Annotated in this window: 24 protein-coding genes; 11 read left to right on the top strand and 13 right to left on the bottom strand. The window is 71.8% G+C overall.

Translation table 11 applies throughout. From position 1 onward, the window contains the following. Positions 1–29: 29 nt before the first annotated feature. The 3 genes from H4687_RS36410 to H4687_RS36400 all read right to left on the bottom strand — a co-directional run bounded on the left by H4687_RS36410 (position 30) and on the right by H4687_RS36400 (position 2,642). Positions 30–611, bottom strand: coding sequence for a hypothetical protein (locus H4687_RS36410; protein WP_005482227.1), 582 nt, complete (start codon positions 609–611; stop codon positions 30–32). After that, on the bottom strand, positions 608–1,753 hold the full coding sequence (locus H4687_RS36405) for an ROK family glucokinase (protein ID WP_005482226.1): 1,146 nt from the start codon (positions 1,751–1,753) through the stop codon (positions 608–610). Before H4687_RS36405 ends, H4687_RS36410 begins: the two co-directional genes overlap by 4 nt. A 151-nt stretch (positions 1,754–1,904) precedes the next feature. Continuing rightward, a complete protein-coding gene (locus H4687_RS36400) occupies positions 1,905–2,642 on the bottom strand; it encodes a GntR family transcriptional regulator (protein ID WP_046918598.1) in 738 nt (245 codons plus the stop codon). Between the two features lie 129 nt (positions 2,643–2,771). Between H4687_RS36400 and H4687_RS36395 the strand changes: the two genes are divergently transcribed. Then, the gene (locus H4687_RS36395) at positions 2,772–3,782 is read left to right on the top strand and encodes a Gfo/Idh/MocA family oxidoreductase (protein ID WP_046918599.1); all 1,011 of its coding nucleotides are present in this window, start codon (positions 2,772–2,774) and stop codon (positions 3,780–3,782) included. Positions 3,783–4,051: 269 nt separating this feature from the next. Here the strand turns inward: H4687_RS36395 and H4687_RS36390 are convergent, their stop codons facing one another. Both H4687_RS36390 and H4687_RS36385 read right to left on the bottom strand, forming a co-directional pair. After that, positions 4,052–5,242 (bottom strand): cytochrome P450 family protein, encoded by a 1,191-nt coding sequence (locus H4687_RS36390; protein WP_046918867.1) that lies wholly within the window; start codon positions 5,240–5,242, stop codon positions 4,052–4,054. 36 nt (positions 5,243–5,278) lie between these two features. Continuing rightward, on the bottom strand, positions 5,279–5,953 hold the full coding sequence (locus H4687_RS36385; protein ID WP_046918866.1) for a response regulator: 675 nt from the start codon (positions 5,951–5,953) through the stop codon (positions 5,279–5,281). Between the two features lie 172 nt (positions 5,954–6,125). Between H4687_RS36385 and H4687_RS36380 the strand changes: the two genes are divergently transcribed. After that, positions 6,126–7,154, top strand: coding sequence for an aldo/keto reductase (locus H4687_RS36380; protein WP_046918865.1), 1,029 nt, complete (start codon positions 6,126–6,128; stop codon positions 7,152–7,154). A 19-nt stretch (positions 7,155–7,173) separates the two neighbouring features. Here H4687_RS36380 and H4687_RS36375 read toward each other — a convergent pair whose 3' ends face one another. Both H4687_RS36375 and H4687_RS36370 read right to left on the bottom strand, forming a co-directional pair. Continuing rightward, positions 7,174–8,019, bottom strand: a complete 846-nt coding sequence (locus tag H4687_RS36375) for a hypothetical protein (RefSeq protein WP_046918868.1) — start codon at positions 8,017–8,019, stop codon at positions 7,174–7,176. A 275-nt stretch (positions 8,020–8,294) separates the two neighbouring features. Beyond that, positions 8,295–9,596, bottom strand: coding sequence for a sensor histidine kinase (locus tag H4687_RS36370; RefSeq protein ID WP_192781760.1), 1,302 nt, complete (start codon positions 9,594–9,596; stop codon positions 8,295–8,297). A 179-nt stretch (positions 9,597–9,775) separates the two neighbouring features. Between H4687_RS36370 and H4687_RS36365 the strand changes: the two genes are divergently transcribed. Further along, complete coding sequence (locus tag H4687_RS36365; protein WP_046920265.1) at positions 9,776–9,979, top strand: hypothetical protein; 204 nt, start codon at positions 9,776–9,778, stop codon at positions 9,977–9,979. A gap of 105 nt (positions 9,980–10,084) precedes the next feature. Here the strand turns inward: H4687_RS36365 and alc are convergent, their stop codons facing one another. Both alc and allB read right to left on the bottom strand, forming a co-directional pair. Continuing rightward, the gene (alc, locus tag H4687_RS36360) at positions 10,085–11,224 is read right to left on the bottom strand and encodes an allantoicase (RefSeq protein ID WP_046920264.1); all 1,140 of its coding nucleotides are present in this window, start codon (positions 11,222–11,224) and stop codon (positions 10,085–10,087) included. A gap of 52 nt (positions 11,225–11,276) precedes the next feature. Continuing rightward, the gene (gene allB, locus H4687_RS36355) at positions 11,277–12,617 is read right to left on the bottom strand and encodes an allantoinase AllB (RefSeq protein WP_046920263.1); all 1,341 of its coding nucleotides are present in this window, start codon (positions 12,615–12,617) and stop codon (positions 11,277–11,279) included. A gap of 272 nt (positions 12,618–12,889) precedes the next feature. On the opposite strand from allB, the gene H4687_RS36350 reads away from it, so the two are divergent. Then, the gene (locus tag H4687_RS36350) at positions 12,890–13,687 is read left to right on the top strand and encodes an IclR family transcriptional regulator (RefSeq protein WP_020114243.1); all 798 of its coding nucleotides are present in this window, start codon (positions 12,890–12,892) and stop codon (positions 13,685–13,687) included. Positions 13,688–13,898: 211 nt separating this feature from the next. On the opposite strand, the gene H4687_RS36345 is transcribed toward H4687_RS36350, so the two are convergent. Then, entirely contained in the window at positions 13,899–14,186 is a 288-nt protein-coding gene (locus H4687_RS36345) for a DUF5955 family protein (RefSeq protein ID WP_078907495.1), read from the bottom strand. A 259-nt stretch (positions 14,187–14,445) separates the two neighbouring features. Here H4687_RS36345 and H4687_RS36340 point away from each other — a divergent pair, with 259 nt between their 5' ends. Both H4687_RS36340 and aceB read left to right on the top strand, forming a co-directional pair. Further along, the gene (locus H4687_RS36340) at positions 14,446–15,063 is read left to right on the top strand and encodes a nucleotidyltransferase family protein (protein ID WP_046917538.1); all 618 of its coding nucleotides are present in this window, start codon (positions 14,446–14,448) and stop codon (positions 15,061–15,063) included. A gap of 185 nt (positions 15,064–15,248) precedes the next feature. Next, on the top strand, positions 15,249–16,883 hold the full coding sequence (aceB, locus tag H4687_RS36335) for a malate synthase A (RefSeq protein ID WP_046917537.1): 1,635 nt from the start codon (positions 15,249–15,251) through the stop codon (positions 16,881–16,883). 6 nt (positions 16,884–16,889) lie between these two features. Here the strand turns inward: aceB and H4687_RS36330 are convergent, their stop codons facing one another. Both H4687_RS36330 and H4687_RS36325 read right to left on the bottom strand, forming a co-directional pair. Then, positions 16,890–17,171, bottom strand: a complete 282-nt coding sequence (locus tag H4687_RS36330) for a SelT/SelW/SelH family protein (RefSeq protein ID WP_046917536.1) — start codon at positions 17,169–17,171, stop codon at positions 16,890–16,892. Next, positions 17,168–18,082, bottom strand: a complete 915-nt coding sequence (locus H4687_RS36325) for a HipA family kinase (RefSeq protein WP_046917535.1) — start codon at positions 18,080–18,082, stop codon at positions 17,168–17,170. Before H4687_RS36325 ends, H4687_RS36330 begins: the two co-directional genes overlap by 4 nt. Before the next feature lie 1,109 nt (positions 18,083–19,191). On the opposite strand from H4687_RS36325, the gene H4687_RS36320 reads away from it, so the two are divergent. The 5 genes from H4687_RS36320 (at position 19,192) to H4687_RS36300 (ending at position 24,492) form a co-directional block, all read left to right on the top strand. Then, positions 19,192–20,433 (top strand): PP2C family protein-serine/threonine phosphatase, encoded by a 1,242-nt coding sequence (locus H4687_RS36320; protein ID WP_046917533.1) that lies wholly within the window; start codon positions 19,192–19,194, stop codon positions 20,431–20,433. A 233-nt stretch (positions 20,434–20,666) separates the two neighbouring features. Then, complete coding sequence (locus tag H4687_RS36315; RefSeq protein ID WP_046917532.1) at positions 20,667–21,365, top strand: DUF5994 family protein; 699 nt, start codon at positions 20,667–20,669, stop codon at positions 21,363–21,365. Between the two features lie 1,018 nt (positions 21,366–22,383). Beyond that, positions 22,384–22,917, top strand: a complete 534-nt coding sequence (locus H4687_RS36310) for a hypothetical protein (RefSeq protein ID WP_225966930.1) — start codon at positions 22,384–22,386, stop codon at positions 22,915–22,917. A gap of 5 nt (positions 22,918–22,922) precedes the next feature. Next, complete coding sequence (locus H4687_RS36305) at positions 22,923–23,696, top strand: ANTAR domain-containing protein (protein ID WP_046917542.1); 774 nt, start codon at positions 22,923–22,925, stop codon at positions 23,694–23,696. A 79-nt stretch (positions 23,697–23,775) separates the two neighbouring features. Beyond that, positions 23,776–24,492, top strand: a complete 717-nt coding sequence (locus H4687_RS36300; RefSeq protein ID WP_046917531.1) for a GAF and ANTAR domain-containing protein — start codon at positions 23,776–23,778, stop codon at positions 24,490–24,492. 354 nt (positions 24,493–24,846) lie between these two features. Here H4687_RS36300 and H4687_RS36295 read toward each other — a convergent pair whose 3' ends face one another. After that, complete coding sequence (locus tag H4687_RS36295) at positions 24,847–25,212, bottom strand: ANTAR domain-containing protein (RefSeq protein ID WP_046917541.1); 366 nt, start codon at positions 25,210–25,212, stop codon at positions 24,847–24,849. Positions 25,213–25,366: the final 154 nt, after the last annotated feature.

Raw genomic sequence — 25,366 nt, 5'->3', positions numbered from 1 at the left:
GACCGCGTCCGGACCGGGATTCTCCCTGGTCAGGGCACGGTTCGCGAGACCACATACACCATCGGATGGTCCGGGTTGGTCCGGTTCACGACGATGTCATGGGTGGGCGCGGGGTTCTTGCGGTCGCTGACGAGGCCGTACCAGGGGCCGACGCCGGTGAAGTCCCAGCCGACGATCCCCCGGTCGCGGGCGTTGATGGCGATCTTGTCCTTCTTCAGGTCGGCGGTGCTGACGCCGACCTGGCCGAGGAAGCTCTCCAGGCCCTCGTTGCTCGTATAGAACTGCACGTAGAGACGGCTGGTCCGCCAGTTGTTCGTCTCGTAGTACGCCACGTGCTTGGAGTACGGCGGGATCGGCACCTGGTAGAGACGCTGCTGGACCCGGGAGGGCCAGTGGGCGGTGAGGCCGGTCGCCGAGTACTTCTCCTCCTTGTCCTTGCCGCTGTCGCGGCTCTGGTTGGCGGAGATCACCAGGTAGCCGGCGGGTACGCCGATGAGCAGCACGATGATCGCCAGGGTGATGGCCCGGCGGCGGTTGCGGTGCCCGCGGTCCTCCGCGGGCCGCTCCGGCTCCTCCGGGGAGGAACCCTGGCGCGGCACCGAGGTGGTCACGCGGTGTCCTGGGTGGTGCGGCGGGCCTCCACGTACCGCGCGTAGCGCTCGTAGCGCTCCACCCGGCGCCGGTTGGCGCGGCGGAAGCGGCGGGCGACGAGTCTGGCGAGGTCGGCGGCGCCCACCATGCCGGCCTCGGGGCCCAGCTGGGCGCGCGCGATGCGGGCCTCGGGGCGGTAGCCGCGGCCGGTGAGGTGGCGGCGGAAGGCGTCCCGGGCGGGGCCGATCAGCAGGTCGTCGGCGGCCGAGACACCGCCGCCGATGACGAAGCAGGACGGGTCGAGGGCGGCGGCGAGGTTGGCGATGCCGACGCCGAGCCACTGGCCGATGTCCTGGAGCAGTTCGATGCACATCGCGTCGCCCTCACGGGCCAGCTCGGTGATCATCGGGCCGGTGATGTCCCCGATGTTCCCCTTGACGTGCTCGATGATTCCGTACGCCACCGGCGAGTCGGCCGCCGCGAGTTCCCGCGCCTCTCTGACCAGGGCGTTTCCCGAGCTGTACTGCTCCCAGCAGCCGCGGTTGCCGCAGGGGCAACGGTGGCCGCCGGGCACGACCTGCATATGGCCGAACTCGCCCGCGACACCGAACTTGCCGCGCTTGACCTGGCCGTCCTCCAGGATCGCGCCACCGATGCCGGTGCCCAGCGTGATCATGACCAGGTGGTCCTCGTCGCGGCCTGCGCCGAACCGCCACTCCGCCCAGGCGGCGGCGTTGGCGTCGTTGTCGACCAGGACCGGGACGGCGAGCCGGCCGGCGAGGCGGTCGCGCAGCGGCTCGTTGCGCCAGGACAGGTGGGGGGCGAACAGGACCCGGTTGCGCTCCGCGTCCACCCAGCCGGCGGCGCCGATGCCGACGGCGTGCACGTCGTGCCGGTCGGAGAGGTCCAGGACCAGTTCCGTGATGGTGTCCTCGACGACCTGGGGGCTCTTGGACTTGTCCGGGGTCTCCGTGCGGAGCTTCTCCAGGATGTTGCCGTCGGCGTCCACGACGCCCGCCATCACCTTCGTGCCGCCGATGTCGATGCCGACGGTGGGGACGCGGGGGGCCGTCAGGTGGGAGCGGCGCTCGCGCGTTCCCACGGTCCGCAGGACGGTGGCCCGCGCGGAGCCGCGGTGGGTGAAGTCGCGGTAAGTGCTCATCGGGCCGATTCTGCCTTAGCGCTCCGCTCGGTGCGCCGTGGGGGCGGGGGTGCCATGGGTGGTTTTTTCGAGTGCGGATGGGTGGGGGCTGGTCGCGCAGTTCCCCGCGCCCCTGTGAAAGCAGGGGCTGCGCCCCGTGCTTTCACAGCTCCTACGTCCTCACCAGCAGTTGGAAGTCGAACGAATAGCGGGATGCCCGGTAGATGTGGGTGCCGTATTCGACGGCTCGGCCCGTGTCGTCGAAGGTGGTGCGCTGCATGGTGAGCAGAGGGGCGCCCTCGGGTTCGGTCAGGCGGCCGGCCTCGTCCGGGGTGGCCGCCTTCGCTCCGATGGTCTGGCGGGCGCTGTGCAGGGTGATGCCCGCGGCGCGCATGAGGCGGTAGAGACCGGTGGCTTCGAGCTGGGGGGAGTCGAGGTCGATGAGGTCGGCGGGCAGGTAGTTGCAGAGGTAGGCCATGGGTTCGCCGTGGGCCAGACGGAGTCGCTCGATACGGTGGACTTCGCCGCCCTCCGCGACGGCCAGGGCCGCTGCGACCTCGGCGGAGGCGGCGACGGTGGTGTTGAGGAGGACGCGGGTGGCCGGGCGCTGGCCGGCGGCCTCCAGGTCGTCGAAGAGGCTGCTCAGTTCCAGGGGGCGTTTGACCTGGCTGTGGACGACCTGGGTGCCCACGCCGCGGCGGCGTACGAGCAGGCCCTTGTCGACCAGGGACTGGATGGCCTGGCGGACGGTCGGGCGGGAGAGGCCGAGGCGGGCGGCCAGTTCGATCTCGTTGCCCAGCAGACTGCCCGGAGTCAGCTCGCCGTGCTCGATCGCCGCCTCCAGCTGCTGGGACAGCTGGAAGTAGAGCGGGACCGGACTGCTGCGGTCGACGCTGAGCTGGAGCGACACGGTCGGAGCCTCTTCTGGTTTCGGCACGGGCCGAGCGTAGCCCCGGTGCCTGGTGACGGGAAGTTGCGTGGTTCGGTTGTCCGGACAAAGCATTGACACAGCGGCGGGTACGACCCCACTTTGTTTCCCATGCGCATCGGACTCATCGGCGCGGGTCGCATCGGGACGTTCCACGCGACCACGCTCAGCCGCCACCGTGATGTCGGCTCTCTGATCATCACGGACGTCGATCCGGCCCGGGCCCACGACCTCGCGGATCGCCTCGGCGAGACGGTGGCGCCGGGAGTGGACGAGATCTTCACCTGGGGTGTGGACGCCGTGGTCATAACGGCCGCGACCTCGGCCCACGGCGAACTGATCGGTCGGGCAGCACGCTCGGGTCTCCCGGTGTTCTGCGAGAAACCCGTCGCCGTGGACCTGCCGAGCACGTTAAGCGCGCTGACCGAGGTCGACGCGGCCGGGACGGTGCTGCAGATGGGCTTCCAGCGGCGCTTCGACTCCGGCTACGTCACCGCGCGGGAGGCGGTACGCGCGGGCCGGCTCGGACGGCTGCACACCGTACGCGCGCTCACGGCCGACCAGACGCCGCCGCCCGCGCACTATCTGTCGGTGTCCGGCGGGATCTACCGGGACACCCTGATCCACGACTTCGACATCGTGCGGTGGGTGACGGGGCGCGAGGTCGCCACGGTGTACGCCACCGGGTCGGACGCCGGGCACCCGATGTTCCGGGAGGCGCACGACCTGGACACCGCCGCCGCCGTGCTCACGCTGGAGGACGGCACGCTCGTGACGGCGACGGCGGCACGGGTGAACGGTGCCGGGTACGACGTGCGGCTGGAGCTGGCCGGGGAGCTGGACACCGTGGTGGTCGGGCTGGACGACCGTACGCCGGTCGCGTCCACGGAGCCGAAGGGGCCACCGCCGGCGGACAAGCCCTGGACCGGCTTCCTGGAGCGCTTCGCCGCCGCCTACGAGGCCGAGATCGCCGCGTTCGTGGAGGTGGTGCGCGGGGAGCGGGCCAATCCGTGCGACGGGCGTGAGGCGCTCCAGGCGCTGCGGGTCGCCGAGGCGTGCGAGCTGTCCCGGGCGGAGCACCGGCCCGTGAACCTCGGGGAGATCGCGGGGGGTCGGGAGTAGCGGCCGGCCTCCGGCGTGCGGGTTCCGCTCCGTCCGGGTGGGCCTGGGTGGGTTTCGCGGCTGCGGGTCCGGTGGGGGCTTGTCGCGCGGTTCCCCGCGCCCCTGCCTTTCAGCGCCCCGGCCGGGCTGCCGCCTTCCGGGCCCGCAGGGCCGGTCTTCGGGGGCGCGGGGAACCGCGCGAGAAGCCCCGCTCAGCCGCTGCCGGGGGGTCGAAGGGGCGCAGCCCCTGTGGGATGGGACGGGTAGGGCGGCGGGGGCGAGACCCCCTCTCACCAACGCAGCGGCAGGCTCCGTACCCCCCGTATCAGCATGCCCGGCAACCACTCCCCCGGCGGCCCGTCGAGGGCCAGGTCGGGACAGCGCCGCAGAAGAGCCCGGAGGGCGACGCGGGCCTCCAGCCGGGCCAGCGGGGCGCCGAGGCAGAAGTGGATGCCGTGGCCGAAGGCGAGGTGGCCACGCGTGTCGCGGTGGAGGTCGAAGCGGTCGGGGGCGGGATACCGGGTGTCGTCGCGGTCGGCGGCGGCCAGGCCGATCAGCACCGAGTCGCCCGCCGGAATGGCCGTGCCCCCTATCTCCAGTGGCTCGGCGGCGAAGCGGAACGTCGCGTTCTCCACCGGGCCCTCGTGCCGCAGGGTCTCCTCCACGACCGCGTCGACCAGGCCCATGTCGGCCCGCACCTCGGCGAGTTGCCCGGGATGGGTGAGCAGGGCGTGGACGGCGCCGGTGATGAGGTTGACCGTGGTCTCGTGGCCGGCGACGAGGAGGATGAAGGCCATGCCGCGCAGTTCGGCGGGGGACAGCCGGTCGCCGTCCTCGTCGGTCGTCCGGATCAGGGCGCTCAGCAGGTCCTCGGCGGGCGGCGAGCAGCGCTTGTCCTCGATCAACTCACCCAGATAGACGCCGAGTTGCAGGATGGCCTCGTACTCGCTCTCCCCGCTGGTCGGCGCCACCGCCTCCGTGGACAGCTTGCGGAAGGCCGCCCGGTCGATCTCGGGCACACCGAGCAGCTCGCAGATGACGGTGAGCGGCAGCGGGTACGCGAACGACTCCACGAGATCGGCGCGGCCCCGCGGCACCATCGCTTCCAGCAGCGAGTCGGTGATCTCCTGGACCCTGGGCCGCAGTCGCTCCACCCGGCGACCGGTGAACTCGCGGGTGATCAGCCCCCGCAGCCGGGTGTGCTGGGGCGGGTCGGCGACCAGCAGGTACTTGCCGATCAGCTCCTCGTCGAGGAACGTCGTCCCGATCTTCGAGCCGTCCTTGGACAGCCGGGGGTCGGCGAGCGCCGCCCGCGCCTCCTCGTACCCCACGACGAGCCATACCTCGTGGTGCGCGTCGTGCTTCGGCAGCCGGACCCGGTGCACCGGGCCGCGCTCGCGCAGTTCGGCGTAGACGGGATGCGGGTTCTCGGTGAACCCCGGCCCGTACTCCCCCAGGTCGATCACATGCTCATGCCCCATGACTTCCCCCCTCGCCCCTCCAACTCCCCGCCCGGCTCAGGAGTGCCCGTCGTCGTCCAAGAGCCCGGCGTCGTACGTCAACAGGGCGATCTGCACACGGTTGTTGAGGTCGAGTTTGGCGAGGATGCGGGAGACGTGGGTCTTGACGGTGGCGATGCTCAGGAAGAGTTCACCGGCGATCTCGGCGTTGGAGGCACCCCGGCCGACGGCGACGGCGACCGCGCGTTCGCGGTCGTTGAGGACGGCGACCCGGGAACGGGCGGCGCCGCGGCGGGTGTCGGGGGCGCTGCCGGCGGCGTGGGCCATGAGCCGGCGGGTGACGGCGGGCGAGAGGACCGGGTCGCCGGCCGCGACCCGTCGTACCGCCTCGACGATGTCGGCGGGCGGGGTGTCCTTGAGGACGAAGCCGGCGGCGCCCACGCGCAGGGCGCGCAGGACCTGGTCGTCGGCGTGGAAGGTGGTGAGGACGACGACCTGCGGCGCGTCCGCGCGGGCGCGCAGCCGCTCGGTGGCCGTGAGGCCGTCCACGGTCGGCATCCGGATGTCCATGAGGACGACGTCGGGGCGGGTGCGCTCGACCAGGGCGTCCACCTCGTCGCCGTCGGCGCCCTCGCCGACGATCTCGATGTCGTCGGCGCCGCCCAGCATGAAGGAGAGCCCGGCGCGCACGAGGGGGTCGTCGTCGACGAGGAGCAGTCGGATCGCGGTCATCGGCCCACCGTTCGGGAGTCGGTCGTGAAGCACGTACGGGAGTCGGTCATGGGGCATGCCCGGTGTCGGTCATGGGGTCCTACCGTAATGACCGCCCGGCCCGGACCGCCGCGTCGCCACGGCCGACCCGTTAGTGTCGGCCGGTACGGCATTCAACTGACGGAGGTTTTGGGTGCGTTACCGACTCCTGGGCCGGACCGGGCTGCGCGTCTCCGAGCTGTTCCTGGGCGCCATGACGTTCGGGGAGCAGGGTGGGGTGGGGGCGCCCCGGGAGGAGTGCGCGCGGATCCTCGACGTGTACGCGGAAGCCGGCGGCAACGTGATCGACACGGCCGTCAACTACCGGGGCGGGGAGAGCGAGCGGATCGTCGGCGAACTGCTCAAGGGGCGGCGCGACCGGTTCGTGCTGTCCACCAAGTACACCGTCTCCCGCGACGGCAGCGACCCCAACGCCGCCGGCAACCACCGCAAGAACCTCGCGCTGTCCCTGGAGACGAGCCTGCGGCGCCTGAACACCGACTACGTCGACATCTACTGGGTGCACATCTGGGACCGGAACACGCCGGTCGAGGAGACGATGCGCGCCCTCGACGACGCCGTACGGTCCGGGAAGGTGCTCTACATCGGCATCTCGGACGCCCCGGCCTGGGTGGTCGCACGCGCCAACACCCTGGCGGAGTGGCGGGGTTGGTCGGCGCTGTCGGCGCTCCATGTGCCGTACAGCCTGCTCAACCGGGACATCGAGCGCGAGCTGCTGCCGATGGCGGAGGCGTTCGGCATGTCGGTGGCGGCCTGGAGCCCGCTGCAGAACGGCCTTCTGTCCGGCAAGTACACCCGGCCGGGCGGGGTGGCACCGGGCACCGCGACCCGGCTGTCCGCCGAGGCGGTCGGGGAGCGCGAGCGGGCGGTCGCGGAGGCCGTGCAGAGCGCCGCGGACGAACTCGGGGCCACCCCGGCGCAGATCGCCATCGCCTGGACCATGGCCCACTCCCCCGCCGTGCACCCCATCCTCGGTGCCCGCCGTGTCGAGCAGCTCATGGACAACCTGGGCGCGGCCCGGCTCGTCCTGCCCGAGGAGGTGCTGGCCCGGCTGGAGGAGACCACCGCCTTCCGCCTCGGCTTCCCGGGCGACTTCATCGACGAGGCGTCGGCGTGGGTGTACGGCTCGGCGGGACAGCGGGTGGTGCCGCGCTCGGTGTGACGGCGCCGGGGAGCACTCCTCAGGCACGCAGGCGTACCCCGTACCGGGTACGCAGACGGCGTACCTCCCACCACGCCACGGCGGTCACCGAGGCCGGACCGCCGACGAGGGCGGCGAGCTGCACCAGGGGCGGGCCCGGCGGCGGCCCGCCGACGGCCAGGTTGAGGGCGGCGAACTCCCACACCAGGCCGCCGGTGAGCAGCGCCGGGAGCGCCGGATGCACATCGGCGGTGTTGAAGGCGCTGCGCACGGCGGGGCCGGAGGCGAAGGCGATGAAGAGCAGTACCCAGAGCAGGGGCACGAGGAGGGCGAACGGCGCCCACACGTTCATGTCCGGCGCCAGGTGGGTGCGGGTGTAGTAGATCGCGCCCGCGAGGAGCGGCACCGCCGTGAAGGCGCCGACGTACCACAGGGCCGATCTCCCGGCGGTGCGCAGCGGGGCGCGCATGGCCCGGCGGGTGCCCGGCGACGACCAGTGGAAGAGGGCGGCGACGACCACGGGCGCGCTGAGCAGCAGCAGCCAGGGGGTGACGAACAGGCGCATCGTGAACTGCTGCTGCGCCTGGTCCACGTCCTCGGGCTTGCCGTACACCGCGAGGATCAGCAGGGACATGAGGGTGGCCGTCCAGGCTCGCCGCTTCTGCATCCGCGCCACGTCGTCGTCCACGAGGCGGTGGCGGGCGCGGGAGGGGAAGATCCGCCGGGCCGGGCGGCGGGCGGAGCGGGCCAGCGGATAGCCGACCAGCAGGCCGAACACCATCGGCCAGGCGCACATCACGGCCATCGCCCACAGGCAGCCGTGCAGCCGCAGCCCGCTCAGGAACTCCCGCAGCGGCGGCCATTCGTCCTCCCGCAGCCGCCGCACCAGGGTGGGCGGCGGCTGCGGACCGTACGGGTGCGGGGGGTGGGGGTACGGCGGCGGGCCCGGCCGGGGTGGAACGTACGGTCCCGGGGGCGCGCCCGGAGGAGGGGGGTACGGCCCTCCGTTCGGCTGCCAGGGCGGCTGATACGGGTTGTGTCCCCCGGAACTCACTGACCTGTCCTCCCGAGACCCACCAGGTGTGCCGTGCCGCACGGCACGCACGCGTCAACTGGCCATCATGGTGGACGAGATGGCGTCGCGCACGTCGCGATCCGTCGTCAGTCCCAGGGCAGCCGGGCCCGCACGTGGTACCCGCCGTCCGGCTCGGGGCCGTGGTCCAGGCGGCCGCCGGCCAGTGTGGCGCGTTCGGTGAGGCCGATGAGGCCCTGACCGGAGCCGGGGACGGGCGGGACCTCCCCCGGGGGCGCCGGGTTGCGTACGGCGACGGTGAGTCCGTCGCCCGGGGCGCCCGTGACGGTGACGGTGACCTCGGCGCCGGGGGCGTGCTTGCGGGCGTTGGTCAGGCACTCCTGGGCGATGCGGTAGGCGGTGCGGCCGATCGAGGCGGGGACGGCGGAGCGGTCGGTGACGTGCTGGTCGAGGACGACCTTCATGCCGGCCTCCCGGCACTCGGAGACGAGCGTGTCGAGCGCGGCGAGGGTGGGCTGGGGGCGGCCCGCGTCGTCCGGTTCACCGGCGCGCAGTACGCCGATGATCTCCCGCAGGTCCTGGAGGGCCTCGTGGGCGCTCTCCCGGATGACGCCCGCCGCGCGGACGATCTCGGCGCGGGGCGCGTCGGGCCGGAACTCCAGTGCGCCCGCGTGCACGCTCAGCAGGGTCAGACGGTGCGCCAGGACGTCGTGCATCTCGCGGGCGATGGCCTCACGGGCGAGCCGTTGCGCCTGCTCGGCCCGCAGCGCCGCCTCCCGCTCGGCGCGCCGGGCGCGGTCCCGGAAGCTGAGCATGAGCTGCCGCTTGGAGCGTACGAACATGCCCCAGCCGACGATCGCGGCGGTGAGGAGCACGGTGAGGACGACCGACCACGGGTAGGCGATGTCCGGGTCGGGGCGCAGCAAGTAGAACAGCGGGTTCAGTACGAGGCCCGCGCCGCCGATCCAGGCCACGTAACGGAAGGGCCGGTGCACGGTGAGCGTGAAGAGGGCGACGAGGCCGGCCCCGCCCGCGGTGTTGGACACGAAGCAGACGGGCACCATCGCCACGGCGAGGCCGACGGGCCAACGGCGGCGCAGCCATACGGCGGCGCAGGCGAGCGCGCCCATGACCTGGTCGAGGACGGCGAAGGCCTGCGGCAGGTCGGGCTCGTTCCTGACCGCGTCCACGCCCAGCAGGCCGATGAACACGGCCAGCAGGAAGCAGGTGAAGTCGACGACCCAGTCGCGCGCGGTCCGCCGGGACCGGCGTCCGGGGCGGCCGGACACCAGCCCTGGTCCGGGGCTGGGGCCGGGTCCGGGGCCTTGGTCGAGTCCGGGGTCGTGGTCGTCGTCGAGCAGGGCCGACGGCAACAGCCAGCTCCGCCCGGGGAAGGCCGGGGGCTCCGGCACCGGCTTGTCACCATTCACGGTCGACAAATCTACGCAGGCGCGGCGGCCGCCACCTCCCTCACGCCGGGGATCGCGACGAAAGTCGCGGGCCGGGCGACTTCGGTCGGTTCCCGGCCCGGTGGATCGGTACTCCGGTCGGACAGGCCTGGCCCCGCGGCCGATGCGGGCGGGGAGGCGGCGGGGCGAGGATCCTGGGCATGAAGCGGTTGTTGGAGCTTTTCGGGTTCCTCGCCCTGCTGCAGGGCACGGGCGGTCTCGTGTACGAAGTCACCGGCAAGCTGGGGTGGGGGGTGACGCAGCGGTGGAGCGTCCTGGACGGCTACGAGCTGTACGTGAGCATCGCGCTCATCGTCCTGGCCCTCGCCCTGTTCGCGGCGGCGGAGAGCCGGAAGTCCGGGTGACCCCTCGGCCGTGACGGGTCGCGCCGCGGGGTCGGGCGTCCTTCGAGGCCCTGCCGTCCCAGGCAAGACCCCCGCCGAGGGGCTCCGGGGTGGCGGGGGCGCTGCTCAGCCGCCCAGTTCCTGGTGGCGGGTCGACAGGTGGGTGCTGCCCTTCTGCGTCAGGGAGCCGAAGAGGCGCAGACGGGAGATGCCGCCGTCGGGGTAGATGTCGACGCGGGCGTGGGTGGCCACGACCGGGGTGTCGAGGACGAAGCGGTGCGGGGTGTCGGGCTGGAGGCGGGTGCGGGGAAGGATCTCGGTCCAGTCGCCGTCGTCACCGTCCTCCTCGTCGCGCACCGAGACCGTGGCCCAGCCCGCCGCGTTGCCCTTGAGATAGGCCGTGTCGATCTCCAGGGCGCGGATCTCGCACTGGGCGGCGAGGCGGTAGCGGATCCAGTCGTTGCCCTGGTCGCGGCGGCGGCGGGTCTCCCAGCACTCGTGCATCACCCGGGCGCGGCCGGGCTGGATGGTGTTGGTGGCGGGTGAGTAGAAGAGGTTGGAGGCGTCCTCGGCCAGGCCGCCGTTCTCCAGGGCGACCACGTCGAAGGTGCCGAGGGCGGCCAGCCAGGCGGGGTCCGGCACGACCTCGCCGTACACCCGCAGACGGGCGATGCCGCCGTCGGGGTGCTGGTTCAGGCGGAGGTGGGTGAAGCGCTGCTCGACGGAGACCTGGAAACCGTTGGCCGCGTGGCCGCCGACCGGGGTGCGCGGGACGAGGGTCGTCCACTTCACGTCGTCGGCGAGCAGATCCTCCGGGGAGGGGGCTCCGGCCACGCACGCGGCCTCGACAGAGACGGCCTGTGGGTAGTTGCCGCGGAAGTGGGCCGTGTCGACGACGATCCCGCGGATCACGCCGGGCGCGCCCAGGCGGATCAGGGCCCAGTCGTGGTCCTCGGCGGTCGGCCAGGGGTGGTCGGCCGAGGCGCCCCGGCGGCGGCGCGTCTCCCAGCCGTCCATGATCTTGCCCTTGTGCCCGAAGTGCTCGGGGTCGAACTCGGCGCGCTCGGGCACCAGCAGGTTCTCGCGCTGGGCGAAGAACTCGTCGTTGGCGGCGATCACACCGGCGCCGAGCCGTCGGTCGGCGAGGTCGGCGTAGCGGGTGAAGGGGAAGTTGGCGGTGCGGTAGTCCGCGTACGGGTCACCGCCGCCGTACGGGCTCGCGTCGCCGGTGAAGCTCGCCGACGGGGAGTGCTGCTGCGCCGTCACGATGATCAGGTCTGCCTTTCGGTGGTCGTCCGCCGCGGGTGCGGTGGGTGGATCAGGGGGTGCGGGTGAGGAGTCGTCCCTTCGGGGCGGTGAACCGGCCGTCCTCGACGATGCGTTCGCCGCGCAGCCAGGTGGACCTGACCACGCCGTACAGGGTCTTGCCGGCGTACGCGGTGACGCGGTTGCGGTGGTGGAGTGCGGCCGGGTCGACGGTGAAGGTCTCGTCCGGGGCGAAGACGGCGAAGTCGGCGTCGCGGCCCGCCTCGATGGCGCCCTTGCGGTCGTCGAGGCCCACCAGTTCGGCCGTGCGCGACGACATCCACCGGACCACGTCCTCCAGGCCGTGGCCGCGCCCCCGGGCCGCCGTCCAGACCGCCGCGAGGCTCAGTTGCAGGCCGGAGATGCCGCCCCAGGCGGTGGCGAAGTCGTCGGTCTTCAGGTCGGCCGTCGACGGGGAGTGGTCGGTGACCACGCAGTCGATCGTGCCGTCCGCGAGGGCCTGCCAGAGGAGGTCCTGGTTGGCCGACTCCCGGATGGGCGGGCAGCACTTGAACTCGCTGGCCCCGTCCGGGACTTCCTCGGCGGTGAGGGTGAGGTAGTGGGGGCAGGTCTCGACGGTGATGCGTACGCCGTCGCGTTTGGCCTCGGCGATCAGCGGGAGCGCGTCGCTGGAGGAGAGGTGCAGGACGTGGACGCGCGCGTCGAGGCGGCGGGCCTCGGCGATGAGGGTCGCGATGGCGGTGTCCTCGGCGTCGCGGGGGCGGGAGGCGAGGAAGTCGGCGTAGCGCGGTCCGCCCCGCCGGGGTGCGGCGTCGAGGTGGTGGGGGTCCTCGGCGTGAACGATGAGCAGGCCGCCGAAGCCGGCGATCTCGGCCAGGGACCGGGCGAGTCCGCCCCTGTCGAGGTGCGGGAACTCGTCCACGCCCGAGGGTGACAGGAACGCCTTGAAGCCGAAGACCCCGGCGTCGTGCAGCGGCCGCAGGTCCTTGACGTTGTCGGGCAGGGCGCCGCCCCAGAAGCCGACGTCGATGTGCGCCTTGTCGGCGGCCACCTCGCGCTTGGTGCGGAGGTGGTCGGGTGTCGTGGTCGGCGGGAGGGAGTTGAGCGGCATGTCGACGAGGGTGGTGATGCCGCCGGCCGCCGCGGCGCGCGTGGCGGTCCAGAAGCCCTCCCAGTGGGTGCGGCCGGGGTCGTTGACATGGACGTGGGTGTCGACGAGGCCGGGCAGCAGGACGTGGTCGCCGAGATCCTCCAGGCGGGCACCGGACGGTACCTCGGCGTCGTACGGGAGTACGGCCGTGATCCTGCCGTCCGCGACGGCGACCGCGGCGGGGCGCGATCCGCCGGGGGTCAGGACACGCGTCGAGCGCACCACCAGTTCAGCCTCGGACACCGGGACCCCTCTCGCCGTACCGCTGTTCACTTCCGCGTCACGGTATTTACTTCCGCGTAACGGAATTCAACGTTCTGTTGAAGGAGTTTTCACCCCCGCCTCCGCCCCGTCAAGGGCGCACTCCTCCACTCTGCCTCGACCGCATCCACACTGGATGTTTTCACAAGACGGAATTAAAATTCCACTGAGCAGAACGTAGTGACGCACAAGCGAGCAGTCAACGAACTGCCCGGTAGGCTGCGACCTCCCTGCCATCCGAAAGGACCGTGCCCGTGCCGACCTCCAGCGCCAGCGCCACCGAGTCCACCAAGTCGTCCTCCGGTGGCGTCCAGTCCCTGGAGCGCGCCTTCGATCTGCTGGAGCGGATGGCGGACGCCGGCGGCGAGGTGGGCCTCAGCGAGCTGTCCGCGAGCAGCGGGCTGCCGCTGCCGACCATCCACCGCCTGATGCGGACGCTGGTCGTCTGCGGCTACGTGCGCCAGCAGTCCAACCGGCGGTACGCCCTCGGCCCGCGCCTGATCCGCCTCGGCGAGTCCGCGTCCCGGCTGCTCGGCACCTGGGCGCGCCCCTACCTCGCGCGCCTGGTGGAGGAGACCGGCGAGACGGCGAACATGGCACTCCTGGACGGCGACGAGATCGTCTACGTCGCCCAGGTGCCGTCCAAGCACTCCATGCGGATGTTCACCGAGGTGGGCCGCCGGGTGCTGCCCCACTCCACCGGCGTCGGCAAGGCCCTCCTCGCCGACGTCCCGGCCGACGAGGTCCGCGCCCTGCTGGCCCGTACGGGCATGCCGGCCGCCACGGACAAGACGATCACCACGCCCGACGGCTTCCTCGCCGCCCTGGAGGACGTCCGCACGCTCGGCTACGCGGTCGACGACAACGAACAGGAGATCGGCGTCCGCTGCCTGGCCGTCTCCGTCCCCAACTCCCCCACCGCCGCCGCCATTTCCATCTCCGGGCCGGCGGGACGCGTCACCGAGGCGGCGACCGAACGCATCGTGCCGGTGCTGCGCCAGGTGGCCGTGGAGCTGTCGGAGGCGCTGGCGAGTTCGGGGACGGGCGGCTGAGGCAGTAGGAGCGGGCGTCCGACCGAGAGTTCAGCGGGGGCCGGGCGACGAACAGGCCCGGCTCGGCTCGGCTCGGCTCGGGCCGGTTCGGCTCGGGCCGGTTCGACTCGGGCCGGTTCGACTCGGGCCGGTTCGACTCGGGCCGGTTCGACTCGGGCCGGTTCGACTCGGGCCGGTTCGACTCGGGCCGGTTCGACTCGGGCCGGTTCGGTCAGCGCCGAGGTGGCTCCCCGAACAGTTCCACCGCCGTACGCACCTCGGCCAGCCCCCGCGACAACGCGCTCACCGACCCGATCGACCCCGCGATCAGCAGCAGGGACCGACGCAGTCGCGGCACCTCGGGCATCCCGGTGACCGCCATCGCCGCGAGCGCCGCCAGCTCGTCCTCCGCGATGCCCCGGTCGGGGAACTCGGCCGGATGCGCGGCCAGTTCACGGCGCAACCGGGACACGGCCGACCGCAGCCCCGCCACCTTCGGATCCTCGTCACTGCCGGTCACTGGCCTCTGCCCCAAGCTCCGCAACACAGCTCTCCCCCCTCTCGCCCACTCCCTCGTGCGCGAGCCTGGCCGCGCGCCCGAGCACGGCCGGCCACCCATGGCGTCGGTCGGGCGCCGGGGGTGGCGCGGGACAGTTAACGCCAACGGTGTGGCGAACGCCACCACGGGGACCGAAATTCAGTCCCGGGGCATCGCAAAGCGCCTCCCCGCTCGGTCCGGCCGCACGGGACAGCCGCGTCCGGTCGGGTATGCAGGAGACATGACACACCACGAGGCCCGGCGACACCCCGGGAGCCACGTCGCCGGGTTGCTGCTGGCCGCCGGCGGCGGGCGGCGCCTCGGCGGCCGCCCCAAGGCCCTGCTGACCCATCGCGGCCGCCCCCTGATCGAACACGCGGTCGGGGTACTGCGGGCGGGCGGCTGCACCCGGATCCACGTGGTCCTGGGCGCCGACGCGGCGACCGTGCGCGCCCGCGCCGAACTGCCCGGCTGCGTCCTGGTCGACAACCCGGACTGGACCGAGGGCATGGGCTCGTCACTGCGGACCGGACTGGAGTCGCTGACCGGGACGGGCGCCGACGCCGCTCTGGTCTCGCTCGTCGACCAGCCGGGCATCGGCCCGGAGGCGGTGGCCCGCGTCCTCGCCGCGTACGGGTCGCGAGAGTCGCTGGCGGCGGCCGCGTACGAGGGCGAGCGGGGCCATCCGGTCCTCTTCGGCGCCGGCCACTGGGCGGGGATCGCCGCCACGGCCACCGGCGACCGCGGGGCGCGCGCCTATCTCCGGGCCCACGGCGACGCGCTCACGCTCGTCGAGTGCGGGGACGTGGCGCGGCCGTACGACATCGACACCGAGGCCGACCTCGCCCACCTGGAGTGAGGGGCACGGCACCCGGCACCGCCCCCTCGACCCGAAGAATCTCGACATCAACAAAAGATTGAACTTCCACCATGAGGAAACTAGTATCCACTGCTCAGAAGCGCCCGACTCATCCGCGGGTCTTCACCGCCCCACCCGGGTCGACCGACACCCGGTGCCACGCCCGCCGAAGGAAGTGACCGCTCATGTCCGCACCAGCGCCGTCCCCGCTGGCCATCGTCGACGCCGAGCCCCTGCCCCGCCAGGACGAGGTCCTCACCGAGGCCGCTCTCGCGTTCGTGGCCGAACTGCACCGGCGGTTCACGCCCCGGCGTGACGAGTTGCTGGTTCGCCGCGCGGAGCGGCGCGCCGAGATCGCCCGCACCTCCACGCTCGACTTCCTTCCGGAGACCGCGGCGATCCGCGCGGACGACTCCTGGCGGGTGGCCCCCTCCCCGGCCGCGCTGGACGACCGCCGCGTGGAGATCACCGGCCCCACCGACCGCAAGATGACGATCAACGCCCTGAACTCCGGCGCCCGGATCTGGCTCGCGGACTTCGAGGACGCCTCCGCGCCGACCTGGGAGAACGTGGTCCTCGGCCAGGTGAACATGGCCGACGCCTACACCCGGAACATCGACTTCACCGACGAGCGCACCGGCAAGTCGTACGCCCTGCGCCCGAACGAGGAGCTGGCGACGGTCGTCATGCGTCCGCGCGGCTGGCACCTCGACGAGCGCCACCTCGTCGACGCCGACGGCACCCCCGTCCCCGGCGCGCTCGTCGACTTCGGCCTGTACTTCTTCCACAACGCCCAGCGGCTGCTGGACCTCGGCAAGGGCCCGTACTTCTACCTGCCGAAGACGGAGTCGCACCTGGAGGCCCGCCTGTGGAACGAGGTCTTCGTCTTCGCGCAGGACCACGTGGGCATCCCGCAGGGCACCGTCCGCGCGACCGTCCTGATCGAGACGATCACGGCCGCGTACGAGATGGAGGAGATCCTCTACGAACTCCGCGACCACGCCTCGGGGCTGAATGCGGGCCGCTGGGACTACCTCTTCTCCATCGTGAAGAACTTCCGTGACGGCGGGGCCAAGTTCGTCCTCCCGGACCGCAACGCGGTCACGATGACGGCCCCGTTCATGCGGGCGTACACCGAACTCCTCGTCCGCACCTGCCACAAGCGCGGCGCGCACGCGATCGGCGGCATGGCCGCGTTCATCCCCTCACGGCGCGACGAGGAGGTCAACAAGGTCGCGTTCGAGAAGGTCAAGGCCGACAAGGACCGCGAGGCGAACGACGGCTTCGACGGTTCCTGGGTCGCCCACCCCGACCTGGTCCCCATCGCCATGGCCTCCTTCGACGCGGTCCTCGGCGACCGGCCGAACCAGAAGGACCGCCTCCGCGAGGACGTCGACGTCAAGGCCGCCGACCTGATCGCCGTCGACTCCCTCGACGCCAAGCCGACGTACGCCGGATTCGTCAACGCCGTGCAGGTCGGCATCCGTTACATCGAGGCCTGGCTGCGCGGCCTCGGCGCCGTCGCCATCTTCAACCTCATGGAGGACGCGGCCACCGCCGAGATCTCCCGCTCCCAGATCTGGCAGTGGATCAACGCGGGCGTCGCGTTCGAGCACCACGGGAGCACGGTGAAGGTGACGCCGGAGCTGGCCCGCGAGGTCGCGGCCGGCGAACTGGCCGCCGTCCGCGCCGAGATCGGCGAGGAGGCCTTCGCGGCCGGCCACTGGCAGCAGGCCCACGACCTGCTCCTCCAGGTCGCCCTCGACGAGGACTACGCCGACTTCCTGACGCTCCCGGCGTACGAGCAGCTCAAGGGCTGACCCGCTCTACTCCCCCGCCGACCTGTCCGAGTGGCCCAGGGACCTTCCCGGGGCCACTCGGTCGCGTACGGCCTGCTTGACGGCCGTCGGCTCCGGGAAACCCTGGTCACGGCGGTCCCACACCACCTCGTCGTCGACCCGGACGACGAAGACGCCACCGGTGCCGGGCTTGAGCGACAGCTCGGTCAGCTCCGTCTCGAAGGTGGTGAGCAGTTCCTGCGCGAGCCAGGCCGCGCGCGGCAGCCAGCGGCACTGGGTGCAGTACTCGATCTGTACGACGGGGCTCATCCGAGATGCACCGACCAATCCTGTTCGGCCGCCGGTTCGCCGTGCAGGTCGGGGACCTGTTTGAGCCAGTTCGGGCGGTCTCGCCGGGTCTTCGCCGCGCGGAGGGCCTCCTCGGCGGCGAGTTCCTCCCGGGTGGGGAAGTCGGTGGGGAGCCAGGCGGCCGAGGCCCGCACGCGGGCGTGGAGGTAGCGGACGTAGGCGTCGCGGACCTCGTCGGGCGAGGCGAAGCCGTCCTCGGTGGGCAGCCAGGCGTCCGGGACCTCGGCGACGATCCGCCGCAGCAGTTCCTCCGTCACCTTCGGCGCGAGTTCGGCGTTCGCCGTGCGCACGTCGGGGGCGTAGTGGCCGAGCGCGTGGTGGCGGAAGTCGTACGCCTTGGCGGGGTCGGAGGCGTCCCAGCGGTGGTGGAAGACGAGGGCCGCGCCGTGGTCGATCAGCCACAGCCGCGCGGGCGCGACGCCGAGCGTGGGCCAGACCATGAGGTTCGAGCTGTGCACGGTGCGGTCGACGTTGACGGTGAGCGCGTCGAGCCAGATGATCCGGCCGGCTTCGAGGGGGTCCACCCGGAAGTCCTTCGCGACCTCCGGGGTGAAGTCCTGCGCGCCCGGCAGATAGTCCATGCCGAGGTTGAGGCCGGCGCTCGCGCCGTGCAGTTCCCGCACCTCCTGGTGGGGCTCGCTCGCGGCGATCGCCGGGTCGAAGTGCGCGAGGACCAGCTCGGGGAAGCGCAGGCCGAGCGCCCGCGCCAGCTCACCGACGATCACCTCGGCGACCAGGGCCTTGCGCCCCTGCGCGGAGCCGGTGAACTTCACGACGTACGTCCCCAGGTCGTCGGCCTCGACGATGCCTGGGACGGAGCCGCCCGCCCGGAGTGGTTCGACATAGCGGGTCGCTTTGACTTCCCTCAACACTTTCTCAGACCACCCTGCCTCATCGACCTTGCAATCCATGAACAATCTCGGAGGCGTCCGAACAACGGGGCCTCCGACAGCGGGACTTCCCCGTCATCGGCCCATCAGCGGTTCCCACTGCCTGACCAGCAGCCCGTCGACGGCCGCCCGCCACTTGCCCATGGTCTCCGGCATGAAGTGAGCATAGTAACCGAGGGTGATCGCCGGTGATGAGTGCCCGAGCCTCGCACCAGCCAGACGTGCCGATCGGCGAGCAGGCGCCGCCGAGGGAGGCGGGAGGGCCCCTGCTCGTCCGTGCAGGGCTTGAACGGTCCAGGTGATCGCGAAGACGCGGCCGGACGTCGTGCGCCGTCCGTGGCCGGACCTCGTGCGCCGTCCGATGCTCCGCGGAGAAGGCCGGGCGGGTCCCGCACCATCGTCCGGGAGCGGCTGTGGTCGTAGGCCGAGATGTGTCTGTTGGGGCAAGAGAACGACGAAAGGCCGGATGCCCGAAAGGTGAACCAGGCATAGCATGAAAGCGGGTCGGCACACTCTCACGTGCGACCGGCCCGGAAGGGCGACCCCGGTGTGTAGACGCCGGGGTCGTTGGCGGACGGCGTGATCCGTTCCGCCGGCGTCCGAAGCGCGTCCACGACGTCGTGGGCCGGAAGGGGCACAGGGTCGGCACTCTGGTGACGCTTGTGGCGGTCCACCCGGACACCGCCACCGACCGGTCGGCCATGGCCACCGTCGGCCCCTCCGGTCAGGACCGGTTGCCCAGACCCGGCCCGCTCACGGGCGGGCCTCTGTCCTCGTCTCCCCAAGCCCTCTGTGGTGAACGGCAACTTGGGGGCGACATGCTGCTCATGGCGTAATCGGCTCGTTGGGCGGTCGGCGATGCGAGCCTGTGCCGGTCGACGGTCTCGCCCCACGCTGATCGCCGTTGCCTGCTGGTGGATCCGAGCGGGACGGGGTGTGCGTTGTGCCGGGGACGGCGTCCGGATACACGGGCAAGGTGCCGGAGGCGCCGAATCCGTTCCGGGCGGCACAGGGCCGCCAGGCGAACACCGCGTGGACGAAGTCACCCCGATGAGCTCTGCCTGCCAGGGGACGAAGGGAACCGGACAGCGATGACGGACGATGGGCTCAGGCCGGACAGGCTCGGGGTGGACCGGTCGGAGGGGTTCGGCGAACGGCTGCTCGGGGTGCTGCTGGACCGGGCCCACGAGATGCCGCCGGATCTGATCGCCCCACTCGTCGCGGAAGAGGTGGCCAGGGTAGGGGGGCGGGAGGTCTCCATCCTCCTGCAGGACTACGAACAGGTGCTGCTGGTGCCGTTGCCGGGCCGGAGGCTGAAGGTCGGCGGCCCCGAGCCGGTCGAGGACTCCCCCGCCGGCGAGGCCTTCCTGAGCCGCACGACGGTGGAGGTGCCGAGAAACGGCAATGTGCGGATGTATCTGCCGCTGCTGGACGGTAGCGACCAGATCGGGGTGATGGCCGTCACCCTGGACCACGTCGATGACAACGACCGGCGACTGCTCCGCAGACTCGCCGGTCTGGTCGCGGACATGATCGTCACCAAGGACGCCTACACCGACCTGTTCTTCCAGGCCCGCCGCAGCGCCCCGATGAGCGTGGCCGCGGAGATCCAGTGGTCGTTGCTGCCCCCGCTGTCGATGACCGTTCCGCAGGTCGAGGTGGCCGGGATCCTGGAGCCCGCCTACGACGTGGCCGGCGACAGCTTCGACTACGCCCTCAACGGAGACATCCTGCACATGGCCATGCTCGACGCGATGGGCCACGGACTCGACGCGGCGACCATGGCGACGGTGGCCGTCGGCGCCTATCGCCACACGCGGCGGGCCCATACGGATCTGTCCCAGGTGTACGCGTTCATGGACAGGGCCATCGACGAGCAGTTCGGCCCCGACCACTTCGTCACCGCGCAGATGATGATTCTGAACATCGCCACCGGCCGGCTGCAGTGGGTCAACGCCGGTCATCCGGCCCCGTTCCTGATCCGGGACCGCGCCGTGGTGGACCGGCTGGAGAGTCCGACCACGCTGCCGGTCGGCTTCGGCGGCGAGGAACCGGTGGTCAGCGAGCGGATGCTGCGACCCGGTGACCGGTTGCTGTGCTTCACCGACGGCTTGATCGAGGAGCACCAGGTCGGCGGGGATCAGTTCGGTGAGAAGCAGCTCATCGAATGGACCAACCGGATCCTCCGCGACCGCACAGAGGTACGGGCAGTGGTGCGAGCGCTCTCCCACGCCCTGAAACACGAACGCGGCGGCACCACGACCGACGACGCGACCATCTTCCTCGTCGAGTGGCGAGGCGGCGACGCCGCTCACCTCACCACCCTCGACTGAGCCCACCACGATGCACCGGCTGTCTCGCCGAAGCCTGCCACCGGCCTTCGGTCGTACCCGTGGACGCGGATACCGCGGGCGACGGCCACCTCTCGCCCGGTCGAGGACGCATCGCGATGGGTACCCCCATGGACGTCGGCCTCAGGGGATCTCGGACGGCCCCGGCCCGTTGGACGCCTCCGACTCACGTCACCAGGGCCGTAGGTGCGCATCGCGGCACAGCGCGGAGTAGTGTGGTCACTACCGAGGGCATTTCGCACACCGGCTTCCACGCCGGGTCGCTCTCGGCGAGAGATGAACCCCGGGCCGCCGCAGAGGCGGTCCGGAGACGGGTTCGCACCATGACGGCGACCTTGCTCCCCACTCCGCCGCACCACGCAGCTGCCCCGGCCGCACGTCTCGCGTTGAAGACCGACGGCGCGTCCCGCGGGCTCCTGGACGGGGCCTGGTGGCCCCGCTCCCGAGATCTGTTGGTGGAACTGCCCGCACTGACCGACGTGTTGGACCCTTTCTGGGGCCGCATCACCCGCATCGCCGTCAACCCGACGCACTGGCCGGTCATCCCCCGCAAGGTTCCCGTGGACGGCCACGTCGTCAAGGTCGGTTGGTTCACCGCGGAAATAGACCCGAACAAGCTGCTGCTGCTCTCCCACGGCGCCGGTCGCTGGGACCTGCTGGTCATCCCGCCCGAGACAGGGGCGGAGTCGGCGGCCCGGCTCATGGCAGCCGCGTCCGACTACGACGGCCCGCCACTGACCGCGAGCGCGCTCATCGCCGCGGACGAGGCGCGGTACGGCGTCTGCGCGACCGGCGAACCACTGGACCCGGACGAATCATGGGAGTACGAAGGCGGTGCCTCCACGGTGTCCGCGGCCGTTCCGGAGCAGACCGGACCGCTCGGTCGGGCCGGCCGTCCGATCATCGGTATGTGAGGGGGCGGCTGTGAACGTCCTCCTGACGGCCGCCGCCTTCGTGGTTCTCATCGCAGCGGGGGCCTACGTGATCCATCGGCTCAACATCCAGCACGCCGACAGAATCGCCGCCCGCCGGTACAGCGCCGCACCGCCCGGCCGGCGCAGTCGCGGCAGGCCGCGGCCGGCGGTGGGAACGGACCGGTCCGGGTCGTCGGTCGGCGGCGAGCGGACGGACCGGCATGACGGGAGCCGTGGCCGTCTCCCGCCAGGCCGCAACCGCACCGCTCGCCCCAGGTGACCAGCCGGTTGTCCGCCATGCCCCCGCAGGGGTCGCCGAACCGGCTCCTACCACCGGGTACGCCCGGGAACCCCTCGGGACCATGAACCGCGCGAGGAGCGGCCGGGACCCGTGAACCGGGGCGTCAGGACTGTTCCGCGGCCGAACATCTACCGGCACGACCGGCACAGGCGAGCACTGATTGCCCCGGCCGGTGAGATCGACATCCTGGGATCGGGCTGATTCGGACCCGTCCGGCACGCGGCGCCAGGGCTAGGATGGTGCGGAGACGCCCCAGACCCCGGCGGCATGCTGTTGCTGTACAGAGATGGCCCGCGGGGTGCGGACTTCGTCCGTCACCCGCCCCATCCCCGGAGGGAGCCGGGCGTATCCGGCACACTGCGCAGGCTGCCGGGCCGGCCGCTGCTCCCGCCTCCGCCGTAGATCGCACCTGCCGGGAGCGCGCTCCGGGAGTCGGGACTCCGACACCCGCGTCCGTTGCCCGCCGGCCTTTCCGAACCGAGGCGTCATGCCCCTGCCACAGCTCACCGTCCATCGCCACGACCGAAGGACACGGGCGCCGATCACCCCGGCCGGTGAGATCGACCGCGCGTCCGTTCTCTCGGGCGATGCGTGATGACGGCCGCACCCGGGCGGGGGCGGTCACGGAAGCAGACGGACGGCGAGACCTCCGCCATGGCTCCGAGTCGGTTGCGCCGAGTCGACCGGTGTCTGGTGGAAAGCCTGCGCGAGGAACTGATGGATCTGTATGGGGCGTCCCGCGCGACGACACCGGGTGATCCGTACCGCCGTCCCGGCCGCCAGGACTTCTCGGACCGTCTCACCACGGACATGCGCCGACCGGGATTCACCATGGTGATCGCGGAGACGGACGGCCTGACGGGATGCGCCTTCGGGTTCCCGGTGTGCGGCGACGGCTCCTGGTGGCTCGGCTTCGAGGGGACACTGCCGCGTCGCGTCGGGCAACTCACCGTGTGCGGCGGCGTCTTCGCGTTCGCCGACATCATGATCCGGCCCCACCCGCAGGACCGGGTGATCGCCCGTCGTGTGCAGGAGCGGCTGCTGACCGACCGCCAGGCATCGCTCGGCGCCACCTTGGTGGACCATGCCGATCGCCCGACTCTCTCCGCGCTTCGCTCCTGGGGGTGGCTGGACATCGGAGAGCTTCGCAGGCCGCTGGCCGCCACCACGTTGCGCGCGCTGGTGTACCCCCTCGGGGATCGCCCTCACGACGAAGCTGGAGAGCCTCGTCACCATCCCCCGAGGCGGTGACCCGGGTGGGACCTGACAGGCGATCGGACCGCATACGGCTGCTGGTCGCCGAGCAGGCGGTCCGGCGAGGCGCCCGCGTCGGTGTCGTGGATGTGTGCACCGCGGCCGTGGCCGCGCTGCCGGTCGGCGGTGCAGGGCTGTCGGCGATGTCACGGACCGCTGCGAGCCATCCTCTGTGCAGCACCGACGACATCAGCGAGCAGTTGGAGGAGCTCCAGCTCACGCTCGGCGAGGGGCCCTGCGTGGACGCCTTCGCAAGCGGCTCGGCCGTTCTGACACCCGATCTGCTCACCGCTGAACTTCCGTTTCGCTGGGCCGTGTTCACCGATGCGGCCCTGAGAACAGGAGCCCGCGCGGTGTTCTCCCTCCCCTTGCGGAAGGGCGCGATCAGCCCGGGAGTCCTGGACCTGTACGCCGGCATTCCGACCGCACTGGCCGCGGAGGAACTGGCCGACGCCATGGCGTTCGCCGACCTCGCGACACTGCTCCTGCTCGATACAGGGATCGACGAGACGGGCGCACCCACCGACGGACCGATGCCTGGCCGCGGCTTCGAGGACCTGGGCGCGTATCGGGCGGAGATCGACCAGGCCAGCGGGATGATCACGGTCCAGCTCGGAGTCGGCATCGAGGAAGCCTTCGTCCGGCTCCGCGCCTACGCCTACGCGCGGGGACGCCGGCTCGCCGACGTGGCCGCGGATGTGGTGGCCCGTCGGCTTCGTCTCTCACCGGCCACGGGCACGGAGTCGGAGCCGGAGCAGTCCGATGAGGAAACCTGACCTGGCATTACCGGCCGAGCAACAGGCCGTCCTTCCCGCCCCTTCGGGCCGGGACCGGTCCCAATCGAGGGTGCCCACCATGGACCAACAACTTCTGGCCAAGACCTTCGTCGAGCTGGCCGACAACCTCGTCGCCGACTTCGACCTCATCGATTTCCTGTGCCTGCTGACCGACCGCTGCGTCGGCATTCTGGACGCGAGCGCCGCCGGGGTGCTGCTCGCCGACCAGGACGGCAAACTCCGACTCATGGCCGCCTCGGACGAACAGGTGCGCCTGCTGGAACTCTTCCAGCTGCAGAACGACGAAGGCCCCTGCCTCGAGTGCTTCCGCACCAACACACCGGTGGTCATCCACGACCTGACCCGGGAGATCGACCGCTGGCCGCGCTTCGTCACGGCGGCCCACCGCAGCGGCTTCGGAGCGGTGCAGGCCCTGCCCATGCGCCTGCGGGCGGAGACCGTGGGCGCCCTGAACCTCTTCCGCGCCGCCCCCGGCCCCTTCGACCCGGCCGCCACCCTCATCGCCCAGGCGCTGGCGGACGTCGCCACCATCAGCCTGCTGCAACAACGCACCGCTCAGCGCAGCACGATGCTCAACGAGCAGCTGCAGACAGCGCTGAACAGCCGGGTGCTGATCGAACAGGCCAAGGGAAAGCTCGCCGAACGCCAGGGAATCGACATGGAGCAGTCGTTCCGCTCGCTGCGCGGCTACGCCCGCGCCCACAACCGGCGCCTGGCCGACGTGGCCCGCGCCCTCATCGACGACTCCGAACCCCTCATCGGCCTGGGGTCCTGACCCGTACCCTTGCGGAGACCCGCTGCCGCTGCGCGCAGGAGGCCACCTCCCGTCGTACGCCGAGCGGCACCGCGGGCCGGGGGCGGGCCTCGCTGGACGAGCATCCGCAGCGCGAAGGTGATCGCGTGGGTACGGGCGGACGAAATCGCCCAAGTCCGCGGTGCACCGACGGCGGCGGGGAACGGACCTCTCGGGTTCCTGACCAGACTTCACTCCGGCGGACCTCCGAGGCGTGCGCAGCGGAAGCCGGTGACTCAGCCACGGGCCGCCGGGCCTGCGCTCGGCCGCGCACGGTCGTGTGCCCGGCGGCGCAGTTCCCGTACGCGCCGCGACACATGCTCGACCCGGAGTTCGTCACGGAAGTGCCGTTCCCGCCGTGTGGAAGCGCCGCAGTGCTCCGCGCAGCTCCCGCCGTACCGGTTCCGGAAGGCTCCGGTCCTCGGTCGTGGCGACCAGAGCCTCGGCCACGTCCCGGAGCTTGGTGTTGCTGCGCTGCGACACGTCCACCAGCAGGTCCCAGGCTCTGTCACGGGAACACGGTGCCAAGGCCATGAGCATGCCGCGCGCCTGGTCGATCACCTCCCGGCTCTCCATCGCTTGCGCCAACTGCTGGTTCTCGGCGCGCAGTTCGGCGACCTCGGACAGCAGGACCGCGTGCGCCGCCGACGGCACGGTCCTCGGCAACCGTTGTTCCGCACCGGGCGGGTTCACCTGGCGCATGGTCCGCATCTCATCGCGCAGTCATCCCGTCCAAAGGTGGTCAACGACGTGTCAGTTGCCGTTCTCCGGCCGCGCCGGGGCTTGTAGGCCGGTCCGTAGTGGTGGAAGATCTCCTCCTCCTGCCCGGCGGGCAGCACGTCGTCGGTACCGATCG

The organism is Streptomyces stelliscabiei, from assembly GCF_014873495.1.
In the GTDB taxonomy this organism is placed as follows: Bacteria; Actinomycetota; Actinomycetes; order Streptomycetales; family Streptomycetaceae; genus Streptomyces; species Streptomyces bottropensis.
The sequence above is the reverse complement of the archived record's forward strand: the minus strand, read 5'-3'. Positions and strand labels throughout refer to the sequence as shown.

What these genes read in the sequence shown, in the direction of transcription:
- H4687_RS36405 (WP_005482226.1), bottom strand. Translation starts at nt 1,753, where the DNA reads ATGAGCACTTACCGCGACTTCACCCACCGCGGCTCCGCGCGGGCCACC.
- H4687_RS36395 (WP_046918599.1), top strand. Translation starts at nt 2,772, where the DNA reads ATGCGCATCGGACTCATCGGCGCGGGTCGCATCGGGACGTTCCACGCG.
- H4687_RS36390 (WP_046918867.1), bottom strand. Translation starts at nt 5,242, where the DNA reads ATGGGGCATGAGCATGTGATCGACCTGGGGGAGTACGGGCCGGGGTTC.
- H4687_RS36385 (WP_046918866.1), bottom strand. Translation starts at nt 5,953, where the DNA reads ATGACCGCGATCCGACTGCTCCTCGTCGACGACGACCCCCTCGTGCGC.
- H4687_RS36365 (WP_046920265.1), top strand. Translation starts at nt 9,776, where the DNA reads ATGAAGCGGTTGTTGGAGCTTTTCGGGTTCCTCGCCCTGCTGCAGGGC.
- H4687_RS36340 (WP_046917538.1), top strand. Translation starts at nt 14,446, where the DNA reads ATGACACACCACGAGGCCCGGCGACACCCCGGGAGCCACGTCGCCGGG.
- aceB (WP_046917537.1), top strand. Translation starts at nt 15,249, where the DNA reads ATGTCCGCACCAGCGCCGTCCCCGCTGGCCATCGTCGACGCCGAGCCC.
- H4687_RS36330 (WP_046917536.1), bottom strand. Translation starts at nt 17,171, where the DNA reads ATGAGCCCCGTCGTACAGATCGAGTACTGCACCCAGTGCCGCTGGCTG.
- H4687_RS36320 (WP_046917533.1), top strand. Translation starts at nt 19,192, where the DNA reads ATGACGGACGATGGGCTCAGGCCGGACAGGCTCGGGGTGGACCGGTCG.
- H4687_RS36310 (WP_225966930.1), top strand. Translation starts at nt 22,384, where the DNA reads ATGGATCTGTATGGGGCGTCCCGCGCGACGACACCGGGTGATCCGTAC.
- H4687_RS36300 (WP_046917531.1), top strand. Translation starts at nt 23,776, where the DNA reads ATGGACCAACAACTTCTGGCCAAGACCTTCGTCGAGCTGGCCGACAAC.
- H4687_RS36295 (WP_046917541.1), bottom strand. Translation starts at nt 25,212, where the DNA reads ATGCGCCAGGTGAACCCGCCCGGTGCGGAACAACGGTTGCCGAGGACC.